The organism is Phenylobacterium sp., assembly GCF_016124325.1.
In the GTDB taxonomy this organism is placed as follows: Bacteria; Pseudomonadota; Alphaproteobacteria; order Caulobacterales; family Caulobacteraceae; genus Phenylobacterium.
On record NZ_WGNY01000026.1, the window covers coordinates 22,446 to 39,504 of the forward strand.

Consider the following 17,059-nt stretch of genomic DNA (forward strand, 5'->3'; position numbering starts at 1 on the left):
GCCGCGATCGGCAGGCCCACGATCAGTAGGCGTCGAGGATGACGCTGACGATCAGGCCCGTCGCCACCGCCATCAGCACGAAGTTGCCGTCGGCGTAGATCCAGCGATGGCCGGGGGGCGGCGGCCGCAGGCCGTAGTAGGCGTAGTCCTGAACGTAGAAGTGGCGATAGGTGCGCGGCACATAGGCCCCGCGGCGCCAGGCGTGGCCCGGCGGCAGCCGGTAGTAGCCGTAGCCCGGCGCGTACCAGTAGCCCGAGCGCGGGCCGGCGTAGCCGCGCCATTCGGGCCGCGCGCGCCAGGTGTCGGGATGACGGCGGTCGTAGCGCAGCTCGCGCTGGTCGCGGCGGATCTCGGCCCGGTCGCGGCTGAGTTCGCGGGCCTCGCGCGGGCTGACGTACTTGCCGGCGTCGCGACGATCCTCGTGCAGTTCGCGCCGGTCCTCGTGGAGTTCCCGGCGATCCTGAGCGCGCTCGGAACGCGGCTGGGCGGCGGCGGTGATGGGGGCGGCGGCGGTCGCCAGAGCGGCGACGGCGTAGAGCAGGCGTTTCATGGCGAATCCTTCTTAGAGGGCTTCCCGTCGTCGCCCATGACAACCGTCAACGACTGAACCCGGCCTGAACTCTTTCGATCAGCTTCGGTTCATCGGGCGCGGCGCGGGGCGTCGGAAGCGCCGCCGCGCGGCGAACAGGGTCGCCGAACCGTGGCGCGCCGATTGCAGGGACCGCGACCGGCGCTTGCAACCTGCGCCAAGGCAGAGCCGTAATTCGTTCGGGTCACATGAACGCAACGCCCATCCGCCTGTTCGACCTGCTGCGCGAGACGGCGCCGGATGGCGCGCCCGTGGAGCTGCTGCTCGACTCCTGGCCCGAGGTCGAGGACGCGGTGCTGGCCGACAGCTCCCAGGCGCGCGAGGCCCTGACCGCCGCGGCCCATGCCCTGCCGCCGATCGCCGGCGCCATCGCCGACCGGCGGGCCCTGGCCACGGCCGTGATGAGCGCCCGCGGGACCATCTGTTTCGCCGACCCGGCCTACCTCGCCCTGTTCGCCGACTCCTCGGACATGCGTCCCCTTCTGAAACGCGCGCTGCGCGAGGGGTCCGTCGTGAGCCTCGTCGAGGGCGGCGCCGGCGCGGCCTTCACCGCCTGGGTCGGCGACGCCCAGGCCGCGCGGCGCTGGCCCCTGGACCGGGACGCGACGGTCGCGCTGAGCGAGGCGCCCGACCGCCTGGCGGTCGTGGTGAGCGCGCCCTCACGATCGTCCGAGCTGGCTCGCGGAGCCGCGCGCGCCCTGGACCTCACCGCGCTGGAGGCGCGCCTCGCCGAGGCGCTGCTGTTCGCGCCGAACCTGGAGGCCGCGGCCGCCGACGTGGGCGTCGGCCGCGAGACCGCCCGCGACGCGCTGCGCCGGCTCAACGCCAAGCTGGGCGTGCGGCGCACGCCGGAACTGGTCGCCCACCTGATCGGGGTGATGTGCGCCGCCCAGCGCCCCCACGACGGCGATGCGGCGATCGCGGAGAACGCTTTCGGCCTGACGCCCGCGGAGGCCCGCGCCGCCGCGCTGGTGGCCGGCGGAGCGACGGCTCCCGAGGCCGCCGGCACGCTGGGCGTCAGCGCCGAGACCGTCCGCACCCACGTGAAGGCCGTCCTGGCCAAGACCGGCGCCAAGGGGGTTAAGGACCTCGCCCGGCTGCTCGCCGAGGCGCGCGAGCTGATCGCCCTGGCCGACGCGGCCGAGCCGATGTTCGGCGAGGAGGAAGGCGGCGGGCGCCTGCGGATCGTTCCGTCGCTGGATCGCGCGCGCCGGGTCGCCCTGATCGACTATGGCCCCTATGACGGCGAACCGGTGTTCGTCTTCCACGGCGGCGCGGCCGGACGCCGCCTGCCCGACCGCCTCCGCGCGGGCCTGATCTCGCGGGGCCTGCGCCCGATCGTCATCCAGAGGCCGGGGTTCGGGCTGAGCGATCCGGCGGTCTCCGACTATCTGGCCGCCGGGGCCGACGACATGGCCGCGGTGGTGGAGCGGCTGCGCCTGAAACGGGTGCGGCTGCTGGCCCGCGACACCGGCGCGCCGACCGCCCTGGCGTTCGCCCAGGCCTATCCCGGACTGATCGGCCGTTCGGTGCTGTTGAATCCGCACCCGCCGACGACCAAGGGCGGGGAGCGGCGCTCGTTCATGGCCAGCGTCCAGAAGCACCTGCTGCGCAATCCCGACCTCGTGGTCGCCTTCGCCGAACTCCTGCGGCGGCAGGCCACCACCGCGCTCCTGGAGCGCATCTTCGACAGATCGATGCGCGACACCCCGGCGGACCACGCGGCGCTGCAGGATCCCAAGGTGCGCGAGTTCCTGGCGCGCGACGTCCAGGCGATGTGCGCCCGCTCGGTCCGCGGATTCGTCTCGGAGCAGGCGATCTACGCCAACGGCTGGGAGCCGCCCGCGGACCTGCCCGCGGACATCTGGTCGCTGGCGATGTCGGGCGCGGTCGCGGCGCACGCGGACTTCGGCTGGTCCCCCGTTCCCGGCCCGCCGACGGTGATCGACGGCGCCGGCCTGCTCGTGCAGTTCACGCACCCCGAAGCGCTGGTCGACCTGATCGCATGAGGCGCCCCCAATTGGGGGAAGTCCAGGCCCGCTCCGACGCCTAACGATGCGGCATCGGGGACCAGAGAGGGGCTTCCAATGTTCAAGCAGTTCGGGGCCGGCGCCGCCTTGGCGCTGTTCGCCGCGTCGGCCGTGGCGGCCGACGCGCCGCTGCAGGTCAGCTATCCCGGCGACGCCATGATGGACTGCGCCGCCATCGCCGGCGAGAGCGCGCGGATGGACCAGGTGATCTATGCGTCCAACCAGGAGATCGCCAAGGCCGACGGCGGCGCGCGCGGCGCCAATATGGCCTCGTCGGTGGCCGTCGAGGGGATGCTGCGCACCGGCCTGCTGGGCCGCGCGCCGGGCCTGGGCATGTTCGCCAACAACGCGGCCTCCATGGCCAAGCAGCGCGCCGAGGCCGTGAAGGCCCAGGCGGGGGAGCGAATCCAGACCGCCAACACCCGCAAGGCGCTGCTGGCCGGGCTATACGCCGGCAAGAGCTGCGACGCGCCGCCTCCGCCGGAGCCCGCCGCGGTCGAGGCGCCGCCGCCGCCCGAGGCCATGCCCGCCGCCGCGGCGCCCGCCGATGAGGCCGCGCCCGCGCCGGCCGCGGGCTGAAGCGGCGTCGCGCGTTCAAGCCTCGCCCCAAGGGGGAAGCTGATTGCGGTGGACGGCCAGGTTCGGCAAGGGTGGGGCATGACCGGCCGACAGAACGGACTTGCGAACCTGGCGCTGCAGGCGCTGCTTTCGGCGGTCGTCGCGGCGGTGCTGGTCACCCTGGCCACGCTGGGCCGCGCCGCCCTGACGCCGATGCTCGGCGGCGCCTCGCCGTTCATGCTCTATGTCGCCGCCGTCCTGGCCGCCGGCCTGATCCGCGGACCGCTGTGCGGGGGATTGGTGATGTTGGCCGGCGGGGCGGTAGGCCTGCGGCTGTTCCTCAGCCCGCACGGCGTGGCCGCCAACGGCTCGATACCGGCCCTGATGCTGTTCTGGGGCGTCTCCGCCCCGGTGCTGGTGACGGCGAACGAGTTGCGCGTCCAGCTCGGGCGCGCCATGGCCAAGCTGAGCGCCGCCCTGCAGCGGCGCGAGAGCACGGCCCTGTGAAATTCGCCCCACAGGCGACTTCACAACCATTAGATGCAGTTCTATAGTCAAGGTCGGGCCGGGGCGGACGCGCGAGACGTGCGGGCACATGTCTGCCGCCGGCGGATCGGAGAGGCGGTCGCGATGGCGCTCTTCACCTTCTATCCGCGCAGGCGCGACGGGTCGGCGACGACCTTCGAGACGATCGAACTGCCCGACGACGTGAGCGCGCTGGTGCGGGCGCGCCAGGTGCTGGCCGAACACCCGAGCTCGGTGGAGGTCACGGTCTGGCGCGGCGAGAGCCGGATCGGGGCCGTGGCGCGCCCCGAGCGCTGATCCGACCGGGAAGCCTTGCCCTCGCCCGACGCATCGGCCAAAGCCTGACTCATGCCCCCCGCTCGCAAACCCGAACGGTCGCTCTGGGCCGTGCGCGTCATGGCGCTGGTCTGCGTGGCCCTGGCCTTGATGTGCGCCAGCCTCGCCTTCGCCTGGCAGAGCGAGCGGGAGAAGGCCGCCTGCTGGCGCGCCGCCGCCGAGTTCCAACTCCGGCCGAACGGCGACTGCCGCGGCTGAGCCGGCGCGGCGCGCCCTTGCGAGGAGGGCGACCACACCCTAACCACGACCCACGCCGGGGGCGGCGAAGTCTGGGGCTTGAGTGCGATGGGTCCGATTCGGGGACGTATGGGTCTGGCGGCGATGGCGGTCGCGGCGGCGCTGGCCGGGGCGAGCGGGGCGCAGGCCGCCGCGACGCTCTACCGGCACGCGACGGTGATCGACGGGACGGGCGCGCCAGCCCGGCGCGACATGGCCGTGCTGGTCGACGGCGAGCGGATCGCCGCGGTGGGGCCCGACGGCGACGTGGCGGCGTCCGCGCCCGCCGGCGCGCATGTGGTCGACCTGACCGGCAAGTTCCTGCTGCCCGGCCTGATCGACAGCCACGAACACCTGGCCACGCCGCCCAATCGCATCCAGGCCGAGGCCAGCCTGCGCCGCGACCTCTACGGCGGGGTCACCGCCATCCGCGACATGGCCGACGACCTGCGCGCCGTGGGCGAACTGAAACGCGCCGCGCAGAAGGGCGAGATTCCGGCGCCCGACATCTACGACGCGGCTTTGATGGCCGGCCCCAGCTTCTTCGTCGATCCGCGCACGCACGCGGCGACCTACGGCGTGACGCCCGGCAAGGCGCCCTGGATGCAGGCGATCGACGAGACCACCGACCTGCGCGAGGCCGTCACCCTGGCGCGGGGGACCTCGGCCACGGCGATCAAGATCTATGCGAACCTGCCCGGCGACCTGGTGGCGAAGATCGCCGCCGAAGCGCACCGCCAGGGCCTGAAGGTGTGGGCCCACACGGCGGTCTATCCGGCCACGCCCAGCGAGGTGCTGGCGGCCAAGGCCGACGTGGTTTCGCACGCCTGCGGCCTGGCCCACGAAGCCGCGGGCACGCCCGACACCTACCAGTCGCGCACGCCGATGGAGGCCGGGCCGTTCCTGGCCGGCGACAACCCGGTGATGGCGGGGCTCTTCCGCACGATGAAGGCGCAGGGGACGATCCTGGACGCCACCATCAGCATCTACGCCCAGTCGGACGCCCGGGTCGCGGAGAACCCCAAGGCCAAGCCCGGCCTCTGCTCGGGGCCGATGGCCGCGGCGCTGACGCGGCAGGCGTTCAAGGCGGGGGTCGATATCTCGACCGGCACCGACTGGGTCGCCCCCTACGACGACCCCTGGCCGACGCTGCACCACGAACTCGCCGCCCTCGTGCAGGCGGGCCTGCCGGCCTCGCAGGTGATCCGCTCGGCGACGCTGGTGGGAGCGATGGCCGCCGGCCAGGAGGGCGACATGGGCACGGTGGCGGCGGGCAAGCTGGCCGACCTGATCGTCACCACGCGCGATCCCACCGCCGACATCGAAAACCTGAAGAGCCTGGAGCTCGTCATCAAGCGCGGACGCGAATACCGCCGCGCCGACTTCCGCCCGATCGCGAAAGCCGAATTCGAGGACGCCGAATGACCCCCACCCGCCGCACCGTGCTGGCCCTCTCCGCCGCAGCCCTGGCCGCGCCCGCGGTCGCCGCGGGCCCCGATCCCCTGGCCGGACTGACCGTGATCAACGCGCTGGGCGGACTGGGCGACCCCAACCACCCGGAGGCGTCCGAGACGGTCATGACGCCGCGCATCCTGGCCGACGCTCACGCCTCGGGGACCACGGCGGTCAACTGCACGGTGGGCTACGTCTTCGGACCGGGCGAGCCGTTCCAGCAATCGGTGGCCGACGTCGCGAAATGGCAGGCGCTGGTGCGGGCCAACGCCGCCGACCTGATGATGGTGCGCACCACGGCCGACATCGCCCGCGCCAAGGCCGAGAAGAAGGTGGGCGTGATCCTGGGCTTCCAGAACGCGGCGATGATGGAGGGCGACGCCAGCCGCGCCGACATCTTCGCCAACCTGGGCGTGCGGGTGATCCAGCTGACCTACAACAACGCCAATGCGCTCGGCGACGGCTCCATGGCCCCCGAGGGCCGGGGCCTCACGCCGTTCGGCCACGAGGTGGTGGAACGGCTGAACGCCAACCGGGTGATGGTCGACCTCTCGCACTCGGGGACGCAGATCTGCCTGGACGCGGCGCGGGCCTCGAAGCAGCCGATCTCGATCAACCACACCGGCTGCCGGGCCCTGACCGACCTGCCCCGCAACAAGACCGACGAGGAACTGAGGCTGGTGGCCGACAAGGGCGGGTTCGTCGGCATCTACTTCATGCCGTTCCTGAACCTCTCGGGGCACGCCACGCCCGAGGACGTCGTGGCCCATATCGAGCATGCGGTGAACCTCTGCGGCGAGGATCACGTGGGCATCGGCACCGACGGCGGCACGACCCAGATCGACGACCTCGACGCCTATGCCGCGGCCCTGCGCAAGGAGCACGAAGAGCGGGTCGCCGCCGGCATCGCGGCCCCGGGCGAGCGGGCCGACACCCACCCCTTCGTCGACGACCTGCGCGGGCCCGACCAGTTCCGCAAGCTCTACCGCCTTCTGGCGGCGCGCGGCCACAAGCCGGCGCGGATCGAGAAGATCCTGGGGCTGAACTTCATGCGCTACGCCCGCGACATCTGGGGCGCCTGAGGGGGCGCCTAGAAGTCGACCCGGGTCCCGAACCCTCCGCCCAACGCCTGCTCGTAGAGCGTCCAGGCGCTGGCGAGGTCCTGCACGATCGAGCCGAGGGACTTGTAGACGGTGACGTCGGACGCGGAGACCCGACCGGGAAGCCTGCCGTCGAACACCTCGCCGATCTCGCCCAGCAGGTGATCCGGGCCGACCGCGCCCCGTTCGAGCGCCTTGATGAACTCGGCCCCCTGGGCGCGCACGCCGGCGGCGTGGTCGGCGAAGAAGCGCGAGCGCGCGACCAGGGCTTCGTCGCACTCCACGGGCCCGGCCCGGCTGGAGCCCACGAGGTTCACGTGGGTCCCTTCCGACAGCCACTCGCCCAGCAGGATCGGCTCGGCGGCGGCGGTGGTCGTGCAGACGATGTCGGCGCCGGATACGGCGTCGCGGGCCGTCGGCGCGGCATGGGTCGGGAGGTCTAGGGCCGCGCCGGCCTCGGCGGCGAAGGCGGCGGCGCGTTCGGCCGAGCGGCCCCAGACGCGGATCTCGGCCAGCGGCCGCACCCGGGCCAACGCATGGGCGTGCTCGCGGGCCTGCTCGCCGTAGCCAAGGATCGCCAGGACGCCGGCGTCGGCGCGGGCCAGGGCGTCGGTGGCGGCGGCCGAGGCGGCGGCGGTGCGGATGGCGGTGATCTCGCCGGCGTGGACGATGGCGGCGACCTCGCCGGACTCCGGGTCAAACAGGGCGACGAAGCCCTGGTGCGACTGGCGGCCCTTGGCGAAGTTCTCGGGATAGACGCTGATCAGCTTGGCGCCGAACACCCGGCCCGGCCCCATCGCCCCCGGCATCACGCCGAAGGCGCGGCCGGCGTCCAGGTCGATGATGCTGCGCAGGGTCTGGCGGGTCTCGCCCCGCGACAGGGCGATCATGGCCTCGCGGACCAGCGGGATCGCGACGTCCCAGGTCAGGCGCGCGCGAACATCCTCACGGCCGATGACGATCATCGGCCGGCCCGGCTCAACGGGTCCACTGGGCCAGCCAGTCGGCCAGGGCCTGAGGGGTCATGTGGCGGGCGTCGGCGAGGTCGGCGACCTGCTGGCGGCTCACCAGTTGCTTGCCGGTCTTCGGATCCACGACCAGCAGGGCGGGCACCCCTTCGAGCCGGGTGGTGATGCCGTAGCGCGCCGGGATCTGCAGGTTCTTATCGAAGCGGCCGACGTCGACGCTGACCAGCTCGAAATGACGATCGATGAAGCGCTTCATCTCGGGCAGCTCCATCGTCGCCGCCAGGATGCGGCAGTCGCCGCACCAATTGCCGCCGAGATCGATGATCAGCAGCTTGCCGCCGGCCTTGGCCCGCGCCAGCGCCCCGTCGACGGCGGCGTTCGCGTCGGCCTTCTCGTCATACGGGTAGGGCAGCGGCGTCTTGAGCTGGCCGTAGTCGGAGATGCTGACCTTCGGCGCCGGGGCGGCCGCGGCGGGCGCCGCGAGCGCGAGGACAACGGCGGCGGCGAGGTATCGGATCATAGGGCGCTCCAGAAGCGGATCGCTGAATTTGGTGTTCGAGGTCCCGGCGTCAAGCCTCGCGGGGACAGGCGCCGATGGCCGGAAGGACAAATTCGCACTTAGGATCAATAAGTTAATTTCAATTTCCAGTTGATACGATCTGACGCAGCGCCCTTGATTTCATTCAGGTGTAGTTGACTCGACTATCCGACGCGCGGTCGGGGGGCTTGTTCCATGTTGCGCCGCAAGTGCGCGGGAAATTCGCGTGTATTTTTCCGTCTTACACCTGAGAGTGTCGAGTACTCGACAGTCTTTGCGCGCGGGCGCCGATAGCCTGAAACCAGTGCCGTGGAGCGGCGTTCTCAATCCCCGATGCAAAGGCGCAGCCCCGACTTGCCGAACAGCCTGCTCGAAGCCCTGCCTCCGGAAGATCATGCTCTGATCGCGCCCCACCTGCTTCAGGTGGATATGGAAAGGGGCCGTCTTCTCTACGACCCAGGCGATCCAGTCGACTACGTCTACTTCCCCCACGATGGGGTCATCTCGCTGCTGACCCTGATGGAGAGCGGCGCGGCCATCGAATCGATCACGATCGGGCCCGAGGGGGCCCTGGGGCTGGCGGCGGCCGTCGCCCCGCGCCAGTCGCTCGGGCGCGCGCTCGTCCAGACGCCGCTGCATGCCTCGCGGATCAGCGCCGAACGCCTCCACGAGGCCTGGCTCCGCAGCCCCGCGCTGCGACTCCTGGTCGATCGGCACGGCGAGGCGCTGCTGGGGCACGCCATGCAGTCGGCCGCCTGCAACGCCCTCCACTCCGTCGAGGCGCGGTTCTGCCGCTGGCTGCTCACCTGCCACGACCGCGTCAACGCCGACCGGGTGGCGCTGACCCAGGAGTTCTTCGCCGACATGCTGGGCGTGCAGCGCACGACCGTCACGGCCGTCGCCCGCTCGCTGCAGGCCCGGGGCGCGATCCGCTACCGCCGGGGCGTCGTCGACATCGTCGACCGGGCGGGGCTCGAGGCGCTGAGCTGCGAGTGCTACGGCGCGATCCGCGAGACCTACGCGCGTCTGCTGGACCCGGCGACCGGCGCGAGGCGCTGACCGACGGCCGGGTTCGCGGACATCGACCCGGCGGGTCCGCTCGTCGCGGCGACGTTGCATCGACCGGCTTTTCCCCGTCTTTTGACGGCCGAGGGCGATTCCGCGTGCGGAGCCCACCCCAGCCGAACGAGACGAGGCTCATGGTTTCGAAAACGCGCAAGATCCTGCTGACGGCCGCGGCGAGCGCGGCGCTCATCCTTGGCGGGGGGCTCGCCCAGGCCCAGCCGGCGGCGACCCTGGCCGCCGCCACGGCGGGCGACGCCGAGGCCGTCTCGCTGGCCTCGCCCCACTACGGGACCTGGGGCTTCGACATGAGCGGCATGGACCGCAGCGTCAGGCCGGGCGACGACTTCTTCAAGTTCGCCAACGGCAAATGGGCCGAGCGCACCGAGATTCCCGCCGACCGGACGCGATATGGCAACTTCGACAAGTTGCGGGCGCTCTCGGACGACCGCCAGCACGCGATCCTGGAGGACGCCGCCGCCGGCAAGCTGGACGATCCCGACGCCGCCAAGATCGCCGCGGGCTACAAGGCCTATATGGACGAGGCGCTGGCCGAGACGCTGGACGCCAAGCCGATCGCGCCGGAACTGGCCCAGATCCGCAAGGTCCGGACCAAGGACGACTTCACGGCCCTCATGGGCAAGGCCAACGTCAGCGGCTTCGCGACCATCGTGCCGGTCTATGTGACCATCGATTTCAAGGCGCCGACCCGCTACGCGGTGGGCGCGACGCAGGGCGGCCTGGGCCTGCCCGACCGCGACTACTACCTGCAGCCGTCGTTCGCGGAGAAGAAGGCGAAGTATCAGGCCTACGTCGCGCAGATCCTCACCATGATCGGCTGGGACAAGCCCGCCGAGCACGCCAAGGCGATCGTCGATTTCGAGACCAGGCTCGCCGAGGTCAGCTGGTCGCGGGTCGACCGCCGCGACCGCGACAAGACCTACAACCCGATGTCCCCGGCCGAGCTGAACGCGGCCATGCCCGGCTTCGACTGGAACCGCTACCTGGCCGGAACCGAGCTGCCCAAGGTCGACCGCATCGTGGTGACCACCAACACGGCGCTGCCGAAATTCGCCGCCGTCTATCGCGACACGCCGCTCGACACGCTGAAGGCCTGGCAGGCGTTCCATCTGGCTGACGGAGCCGCGCCGTTGCTGTCGAAGCGGTTCGTGGACGCCAACTTCGAGTTCCGCGCCAAGGACCTCGCGGGCCAGCCGGAACAGAAGGCGCGCTGGAAGCGGGCCGTGGAGTTCATGGACAACTCGATCGGCGAGTCGGTCGGCCGCGTCTATGTGGCCCGCTACTTCCCGCCGGAATCCAAGGCCAAGATGGACGCCCTGGTGGGCGACATCCGCACAGCGCTGAAGGCGCGCATCGAGAAGCTGGACTGGATGGGGCCGGAGACCAAGGCCAAGGCGCTCGAGAAGCTATCGAAGTTCACCGTCAAGATCGGCTATCCGGACAAGTGGCGCGACTATTCCGCCCTGACGTTCAAGGCCGACGACCTCTACGGCAACGCGATGCGCTCGACGGCCTACGAATGGCGGCGCGACGTGTCGCGGCTGAACGAGCCGGTGGACAAGAGCGAGTGGGGTATGACCCCGCAGACCGTGAACGCCTATTACAACCCGCCCAACAACGAGATCGTGTTCCCGGCCGCGATCCTGCAGCCGCCGTTCTTCGATCCCGACGCGGACCCGGCCATCAACTACGGCGGCATCGGGGGCGTGATCGGCCACGAGATCAGCCACGGCTTCGACGATCAGGGCCGCAAGTCCGACGGCGACGGGGTCCTGCGCGACTGGTGGACCGCCGAGGACGCGGCCAAGTTCAAGACCCAGGCCGACCGGCTGGGCGCCCAGTACTCGGCCTTCGAGCCCCTGCCCGGCGCGCACGTGCAGGGCGCGCTGACCATGGGCGAGAACATCGGGGACATGGGCGGACTGTCGCTGGGGCTCGACGCCTATCACGCGTCGCTGAAGGGCGCGCCGGCGCCGGTCATCGACGGCCTGACCGGCGACCAGCGGGTGTTCCTCGGCTGGGCCCAGGTTTGGCGCGAGAAGATCCGCGACGAGCAGCTCCGGCAACGGCTGTCCACCGATCCGCACTCGCCGGCGATCTATCGGGTGAACGGCACGATCCGCAACATCCCGGGCTGGTACGAGGCGTTCGGCGTGCAGCCGGGCGACAAGCTCTACGTCGCGCCGGACCAGCGGGTGAAGATCTGGTAGCGCCGGCTCAGATGTAGGCGCCGGCCTCGTCGCGCGACGGGGCCTTGCCCTTCGTGCGGTGGGTGACCATCCGCCGGTGCAGTTCGCGCACGCGGCGGCTGCCCGAGGTTTGGAACGCGAACGGGAACAGGCCATGCAGGGCGCAGGCGGCGGCGGCCACGACCATGGTGGCGGCGAAGCCCCAGGCCGAGACCAGGTGCTCCAGATAGTTCTCACCCACGGTCTGCGGGTGGCGGGTGAAGACCTTCAGCATATGCGCCCCATTCGCCAGGATCGCCCCCAGCATGACGGAGCCGGCGGAAAGATCATCGCCCGATTTTCCGGACCTCCCGACCAGACGTAGGATGACTTTCTTCGATCACGCCAATCTGGAGATGACGAATCTCCGTTGGGGTCACGCGACGCTGAACGCCTGCTCCGGCTCGGCCGCCGACGCCAGCACATCGTCGATCGCGCGCAGCAGTTCCTCCGGATTGATCGGCTTGGCGACCACCCCGTTCATGCCGGCGCGGCGATAGAAGGTCGCGTCGGCGGTGCCGGCGTTGGCGGTGAGCGCGATGATGGGCGTGAGCGCGACGGCCGTGCGCATCGAGCGGATGGCGTGGGTCGCATCGACGCCGTTCATGCCCGGCATCTGAATGTCCATGAGGATCAGGTCGAACCGCCCGGACCGCGCCGCCTCGACGGCCTCCGCGCCGTCGTCGACGCATTCGGCGCTGAGCCCGAAGATCTCGCAGAGCTGGCGGGCCACCATGCGGTTGGTCGGATTGTCGTCGGCGATCAGCACATGGGCCGCGCGCGCGGCGTCCTCGACGGCATGGCCGACCGGCGCAGGCTCCGCGCCGCCGGGCGCGTGGGCGCGGGGCAGTTCGATCTCGAAGGCCAGGCGCGCGCCGCCATAGTCGCTCTCGCCGGCGGCGATGACCCCGCCCATGACCTCGACGAGTTGCCGGCAGACGGCCAGCCCGAGCCCGGCGCCGCCGAGGCGCGCGCCCTCCTCGGTCTGCTGGAACGGCGCGAAGATGTTGTCCCGGCGGTCCGGCGGCACGCCGGGACCGTCGTCGGCGATGCTGGCCTCGACGCGCACCGCACCGGACGCCGACTCGGTGGCGAGGATCCGCACGTCGATCCGGCTGGCGGCGAACTTGAGCGCGTTGCTGATCAGGTTGTTGAGGATCTGGCGCAGCCGGATCGCATCGCCCGCGAGCCAGAGGCCGGCCGGCCCCGCGAAGCGGGTGTCCAGCCGCACGCCCTTGATCTCGGCCTGCGGCGACCAGAGGTTGGCGATCTCGTCCAGCAGGCCGGCGACATCGAACGGCTGGACGTCGAGTTCGAGCCCCGAGGCCTCCGCCCGCGAGAGGTCGAGGGCGTCGTTGAGCAGCCGCAGCAGGACCCCGCCCGACTCGACGATGGTGTCGACGAGGGGGCGAAGCGACGGATCGGCCGACTTGCGCCGGATGATCTCGGCCACGGAAAGCACGCCGTTGAGGGGGGTGCGGATCTCGTGGCTCATGACGGCGAGGAAGCGGGCGCGGGCGGCCAGGGCGTCGCGGGCCTGGCTGGCGTGCAGGGTGGCGGCCGCGGCCGACGCCTGCAGCAGGGCCAGCATGGCGCCGACGCCGGCGTAGCGGCCATTGCGGGTGACGATGAAGCCGTGGAGCAGCTCGGACGGCCGCTCCTCCAGCACCTCGCCGCAGAACTGCTCGACCGTGAGGTCGCCTTCGGCCACCAGCGGGTCGGTCTGCATGACCGCCGAGATCGGCCGCCGCGACCAGAGCGCGTGGCCGTGCTGGGCCGCCATGCGGACGAGGAAGGAGTTGCGTTCGACGAGCCCCAGGGGCCGGCCGTCGTCGTCCACAATCGCGATGGCCATGGTGTCCGGCTCGATTTCGAACCGTCGGAAGATCGTCTCGCCGCGGTCGTCCGGCGACGCCGGAGGAATGAACGGCGCGATTTCGCGAAGAAAGGTCATGAGACGCCCCGAGCCCGCGGAAGGTCTCGCACCGCAACGCCTAACTCTTGGTTGATCGCGCGCCCGAAGCCTTTGAATCTTTTATGACAATTTGGCGACAACGCCTGTGGAGGCGGCGACGCCCCGGGGCGCTGGCGTATTGTCACCAAAGCTTCACCGCGATGTCGCATCGCCAGGGCAAGTTCAGGCCCCGCAGTTCGTCGACCGGGAGCTTCCCCGCACATGCGCTACGGCCTGATCCGCCGCTCGCCGGGCCTGCCGCCGCCGAACCAGCAGCGGCGGCTCATCGAGGCCACCGGCTGCGATGTGTGGCTGGAGGAAGGGCCGCCGTCGCCCGGCAGCCAACGCGCGCTGTTCCGGCTGCTCAACGGCCTCGAACTCGGCGACGAGGTGGTCGCCTACAGCCTCGACGCGTTCGAGGCGACGACCGGCGAACTCACCCGGATGATCCGCCGGTTCTTCGAAACGGGCGTGAAGCTGCGGTTCGTCGGCGGCTCGCAGCTGGAGACCCTGGCGCCGAACGGTGGGGTGCCGCGCGTGCTCGCGCTGCTGGCGGACCACGAGACGCGCCGCCCGTCGCGGGCGCCTACGCGGCGGCGCGCACGGCCCGAGCCGGACGGCCTCTCGCGCCACCAGGTGTCGTTCGCGCGCGAGATGCGGCGTCGCGGCCATTCGCTGCGCGAGATCGGCCTGGTCTTCCGGCTCTCGCCCAACGAGATCTCGGACATCCTGGGCGAGGGCCGGCCCTGAGGCCGGGCGCATCGCCCCGGCCCCGGCCGATCCCCGAGCCGCCGATCAGAAGGTGACGCTGGCGGACGCGGTGAAGACCCGGCCCAGGTCGTAGGTGTTGAGATCGACCCGCTTGCCGCCGGCGCTCTGGTATTCCTTGTACTTCCGGCCGGTGAGGTTGCGGGCTTCCAGCTTCAGCTCGACCTCGTGTCCGGCCACTTCCACGCCCTGGCGCGCGACGAAGTCGAGCCGGATGCCGGGGTATTCGTAGATGTCGGGCTGGCCGGTGTTGGCCAGGCCGCGGCTGGTGACGCGCTTGCTGGCGAAGTTCACCAGCAGGGTCTGCTGCGACAGGTGGCCCCGCTCCTCGAAGCCGAGCTCGAGGTTGGCCACGTGCTTCGACTGGCCGGTCAGCGGCGCGCCGTCGCGGAAGAAATCGGTCGCCAGGGTCGAGCTCGAGGCGAAGACCGCCACGGGATCGTTGGCGGAGACCTTCAGCTCCGACTTCGAGTAGGTGTAGTTGCCGCCCACCCGGAAGCGCCGGCTGGCCCAGAAGTCGCCTCCCCAGAAATCGAGATCGAAGGTCTTCTGGGCCTCCAGCTCGACGCCGTAGAGGTTGGCCTTGGGCGCGTTGGCGAAGCTGGTGGTGAAGGACTCGCCCGAGACGAAGGATTCGATCGGGTTGTCGATCTTCTTGTAGAAGCCGGCGGCCGAGACGCGCTGGTCGCCGCCGAAGTACCACTCGTAGCGGACCTCGGCGTTGGTCAGTTCGCTGTCCACCAGCAGCGGGTTGCCGCGGTAGGTGCGGTTGTTGTCCGGGTCGAAATAGAACTGGTAGATCAGCTCGCGGAACTGGGGCCGCGCCAGGGTCTTGGACAGGTTCCCGCGCAGCTGCATCCCGGGCTGGATCTCCCAGGTCAGGGTGGCGGCGGGCAGCCAGTAGTCCTTGTCGAGGCTCGTGGCCGCGGTCGAGGCGCCCGGCGTGTTGAACACCTCGATCGGGGCGACCTGTTCCTTGGCCGTCTCGTAGCGGACGCCCACGTCGAACTTCAGCGAGTCGAACAGCCGGCCGTTCACCTTGGCGTAGCCGGCGTGGTTCTTCAGGGTCGCCAGGAAGGCCGGGCTGCCTTCGTTGATGTCGATCAGGGTGACGCCGAAGTTGCTGATGATCGACGGCTGCAGGAGCAGATCCGGCCGGAACATGTCGACGCCGCCCGGGAAGTCGCTGGGCGCCTGGAACTGGAAGTCGCGGCGCGAGCTGGTGCGCCGGGTGTCGGCGTAGGCGTAGCCGACCGTGAACGAAAGGTCGGGCGAGACCTTGTAGGACACGTCCGCGCCGCCGGACCACAGACGCTCGTTGAGGTCGGAGAAGCTGACCTGCGCGTCGCCGTTGTTGCCGTTGTTCAGCCGATTGATGAAGTACTGGCCAAACGGGTCGGACGCCACGTTCGTGCGCACATACTCGAACGACAGCTCGAAGGGCGCCTCGCGCTTGGTCTTTGCGTAGCTGCCGCGCAGGTCGACGGACAGGTTCTCGGTCGGCTTGAACTCAGCCACGACCTGGGTGTCGAACAGCTGCCGCTCGTACCAGGCGGTGTCCTGCTGCATGTAGTCGACGGTGGTGCCGTGGCGGTTACCCAGGCCCAGCCGCGAGTGCTTGATGGTGTCGTGGACGTAGACGTTCGTGAAGCGGATCTTGTTCTCGTTGGACTCACCGAATTCGACCGCCGCGCCCAGCAGGGCGTTGACGATGACCCGCTGGTCGGTGGTCACCCGGTGGAAGTCGGACTCCAGGTCCTCGAGATCGCCCTGCAGCGACGTCTGGTTGATGGCGTCGCGGGTCTGATACTTGTTGCTGTAGCCGGCCGCGGCGATCAGGCCGAGGTTGTACGAACCCATCTCGAACGACTTGGCGCCGGCGAGGTTGACCGAGGAGTTGGCCGGCAGGTGGTTCCAGCCCTGCAGGACGGCGTTGCGGCTGTTGACCAGCTGGCTGGCGATCGGGACCGTGTCGACCTTGCCCGAGCTGATGCGTTCGCCGCTCGCGAGGAAGGCCCCGAGCGCGGAGGGGATGTCGCGCTGGCCGTTGTCGTAGCCGGTCCAGTCGGTCTTGCTGCCGTAGTAGGTGTAGCCGAACCGGTTGGTCGTGGCGGTGTCGGCCGACACGGAGCCGCCGATGGTGACGAAGCCCTCGGCCGGGATCGAACGGGTGGTCAGGTTGATCACGCCGCCGCCGAACTCGCCCGGGAAGTTGGGCGAGTAGCTCTTCTGCACCAGGGCCGACGAAATGATGCTGCTCGGGAACAGGTCGAGCGGCACGACGCGCTTGAGGGGTTCGGGGCTCGGAAGCGGAGAGCCGTTGAGCAGGGCCAGCGAGTAGCGGTCGCCAAGACCACGCACATAGACGTAGCCGCTGCCGACCAGGCTGAGGCCGCTGAGGTGGGTCAGCGCGCCGGCGATATTGCCCTCGCCGCTCCGCTTGATCTCTTCCGTCGACAGGACCGAGAGCACCTGGGAGGTGGACTGGACGACGTTGGCGCGCGCGCCGGTGACCACGACTTCGGCGACGCCGGGGATCGAAACCTCGGGCTGTTCCTGCGCGGCGGCGGACGCCGGCTGGGCGGCTGAGGCCGCGGCCGGAGACGTGGGCTGGTCGGCGCCGTAGGCCAACGTCGGCAGGCTGAGTGCGGTGGAAAGCAGCAGTAACGAAGTGAGCCGCCGCGTGATCATTTCCGACCCCCTTGGAGTGGCAA

Annotated in this window: 16 protein-coding genes; 10 read left to right on the plus strand and 6 right to left on the minus strand. The window is 70.6% G+C overall.

The window, feature by feature from the left end; all coding sequences use genetic code 11:
* Positions 1–22: 22 nt before the first annotated feature.
* Entirely contained in the window at positions 23–550 is a 528-nt protein-coding gene (locus GC203_RS15275) for an RcnB family protein (protein WP_293456136.1), read from the minus strand.
* Positions 551–777: 227 nt separating this feature from the next.
* On the opposite strand from GC203_RS15275, the gene GC203_RS15280 reads away from it, so the two are divergent.
* From GC203_RS15280 to GC203_RS15310, 7 genes are all read left to right on the plus strand, one after another.
* Positions 778–2,598: an alpha/beta hydrolase gene (locus GC203_RS15280; RefSeq protein ID WP_293456138.1), complete on the plus strand. Its 1,821-nt coding sequence runs from the start codon at positions 778–780 to the stop codon at positions 2,596–2,598.
* Positions 2,599–2,676: 78 nt separating this feature from the next.
* The gene (locus tag GC203_RS15285; RefSeq protein ID WP_293456140.1) at positions 2,677–3,198 is read left to right on the plus strand and encodes a hypothetical protein; all 522 of its coding nucleotides are present in this window, start codon (positions 2,677–2,679) and stop codon (positions 3,196–3,198) included.
* A gap of 78 nt (positions 3,199–3,276) precedes the next feature.
* Positions 3,277–3,684, plus strand: coding sequence for a hypothetical protein (locus GC203_RS15290; RefSeq protein ID WP_293456142.1), 408 nt, complete (start codon positions 3,277–3,279; stop codon positions 3,682–3,684).
* Positions 3,685–3,807: 123 nt separating this feature from the next.
* Positions 3,808–3,999: a hypothetical protein gene (locus tag GC203_RS15295; protein WP_293456144.1), complete on the plus strand. Its 192-nt coding sequence runs from the start codon at positions 3,808–3,810 to the stop codon at positions 3,997–3,999.
* A 51-nt stretch (positions 4,000–4,050) separates the two neighbouring features.
* Positions 4,051–4,236, plus strand: a complete 186-nt coding sequence (locus tag GC203_RS15300; RefSeq protein ID WP_293456172.1) for a hypothetical protein — start codon at positions 4,051–4,053, stop codon at positions 4,234–4,236.
* Positions 4,237–4,344: 108 nt separating this feature from the next.
* Entirely contained in the window at positions 4,345–5,679 is a 1,335-nt protein-coding gene (locus GC203_RS15305; RefSeq protein WP_293456174.1) for an amidohydrolase family protein, read from the plus strand.
* Complete coding sequence (locus GC203_RS15310; RefSeq protein ID WP_293456177.1) at positions 5,676–6,788, plus strand: membrane dipeptidase; 1,113 nt, start codon at positions 5,676–5,678, stop codon at positions 6,786–6,788. The genes GC203_RS15305 and GC203_RS15310 overlap by 4 nt, the downstream gene beginning before the upstream one ends.
* An 8-nt stretch (positions 6,789–6,796) precedes the next feature.
* Here the strand turns inward: GC203_RS15310 and GC203_RS15315 are convergent, their stop codons facing one another.
* Both GC203_RS15315 and GC203_RS15320 read right to left on the minus strand, forming a co-directional pair.
* A complete protein-coding gene (locus tag GC203_RS15315) occupies positions 6,797–7,771 on the minus strand; it encodes an ornithine cyclodeaminase family protein (RefSeq protein ID WP_293456180.1) in 975 nt (324 codons plus the stop codon).
* A 13-nt stretch (positions 7,772–7,784) separates the two neighbouring features.
* Positions 7,785–8,294 (minus strand): thioredoxin family protein, encoded by a 510-nt coding sequence (locus tag GC203_RS15320; RefSeq protein ID WP_293456183.1) that lies wholly within the window; start codon positions 8,292–8,294, stop codon positions 7,785–7,787.
* Between the two features lie 351 nt (positions 8,295–8,645).
* On the opposite strand from GC203_RS15320, the gene GC203_RS15325 reads away from it, so the two are divergent.
* Complete coding sequence (locus tag GC203_RS15325; RefSeq protein ID WP_293456184.1) at positions 8,646–9,371, plus strand: Crp/Fnr family transcriptional regulator; 726 nt, start codon at positions 8,646–8,648, stop codon at positions 9,369–9,371.
* 140 nt (positions 9,372–9,511) lie between these two features.
* A complete protein-coding gene (locus GC203_RS15330) occupies positions 9,512–11,605 on the plus strand; it encodes a M13-type metalloendopeptidase (protein ID WP_293456185.1) in 2,094 nt (697 codons plus the stop codon).
* A gap of 7 nt (positions 11,606–11,612) precedes the next feature.
* On the opposite strand, the gene GC203_RS15335 is transcribed toward GC203_RS15330, so the two are convergent.
* On the minus strand, positions 11,613–11,891 hold the full coding sequence (locus GC203_RS15335; RefSeq protein ID WP_293456186.1) for a DUF6356 family protein: 279 nt from the start codon (positions 11,889–11,891) through the stop codon (positions 11,613–11,615).
* 108 nt (positions 11,892–11,999) lie between these two features.
* Complete coding sequence (locus GC203_RS15340; protein ID WP_293456187.1) at positions 12,000–13,577, minus strand: response regulator; 1,578 nt, start codon at positions 13,575–13,577, stop codon at positions 12,000–12,002.
* 222 nt (positions 13,578–13,799) lie between these two features.
* On the opposite strand from GC203_RS15340, the gene GC203_RS15345 reads away from it, so the two are divergent.
* Positions 13,800–14,327 (plus strand): recombinase family protein, encoded by a 528-nt coding sequence (locus GC203_RS15345; protein WP_293456188.1) that lies wholly within the window; start codon positions 13,800–13,802, stop codon positions 14,325–14,327.
* Between the two features lie 45 nt (positions 14,328–14,372).
* Here GC203_RS15345 and GC203_RS15350 read toward each other — a convergent pair whose 3' ends face one another.
* Positions 14,373–17,036: a TonB-dependent receptor gene (locus tag GC203_RS15350; RefSeq protein WP_293456189.1), complete on the minus strand. Its 2,664-nt coding sequence runs from the start codon at positions 17,034–17,036 to the stop codon at positions 14,373–14,375.
* Positions 17,037–17,059 lie beyond the last annotated feature (23 nt).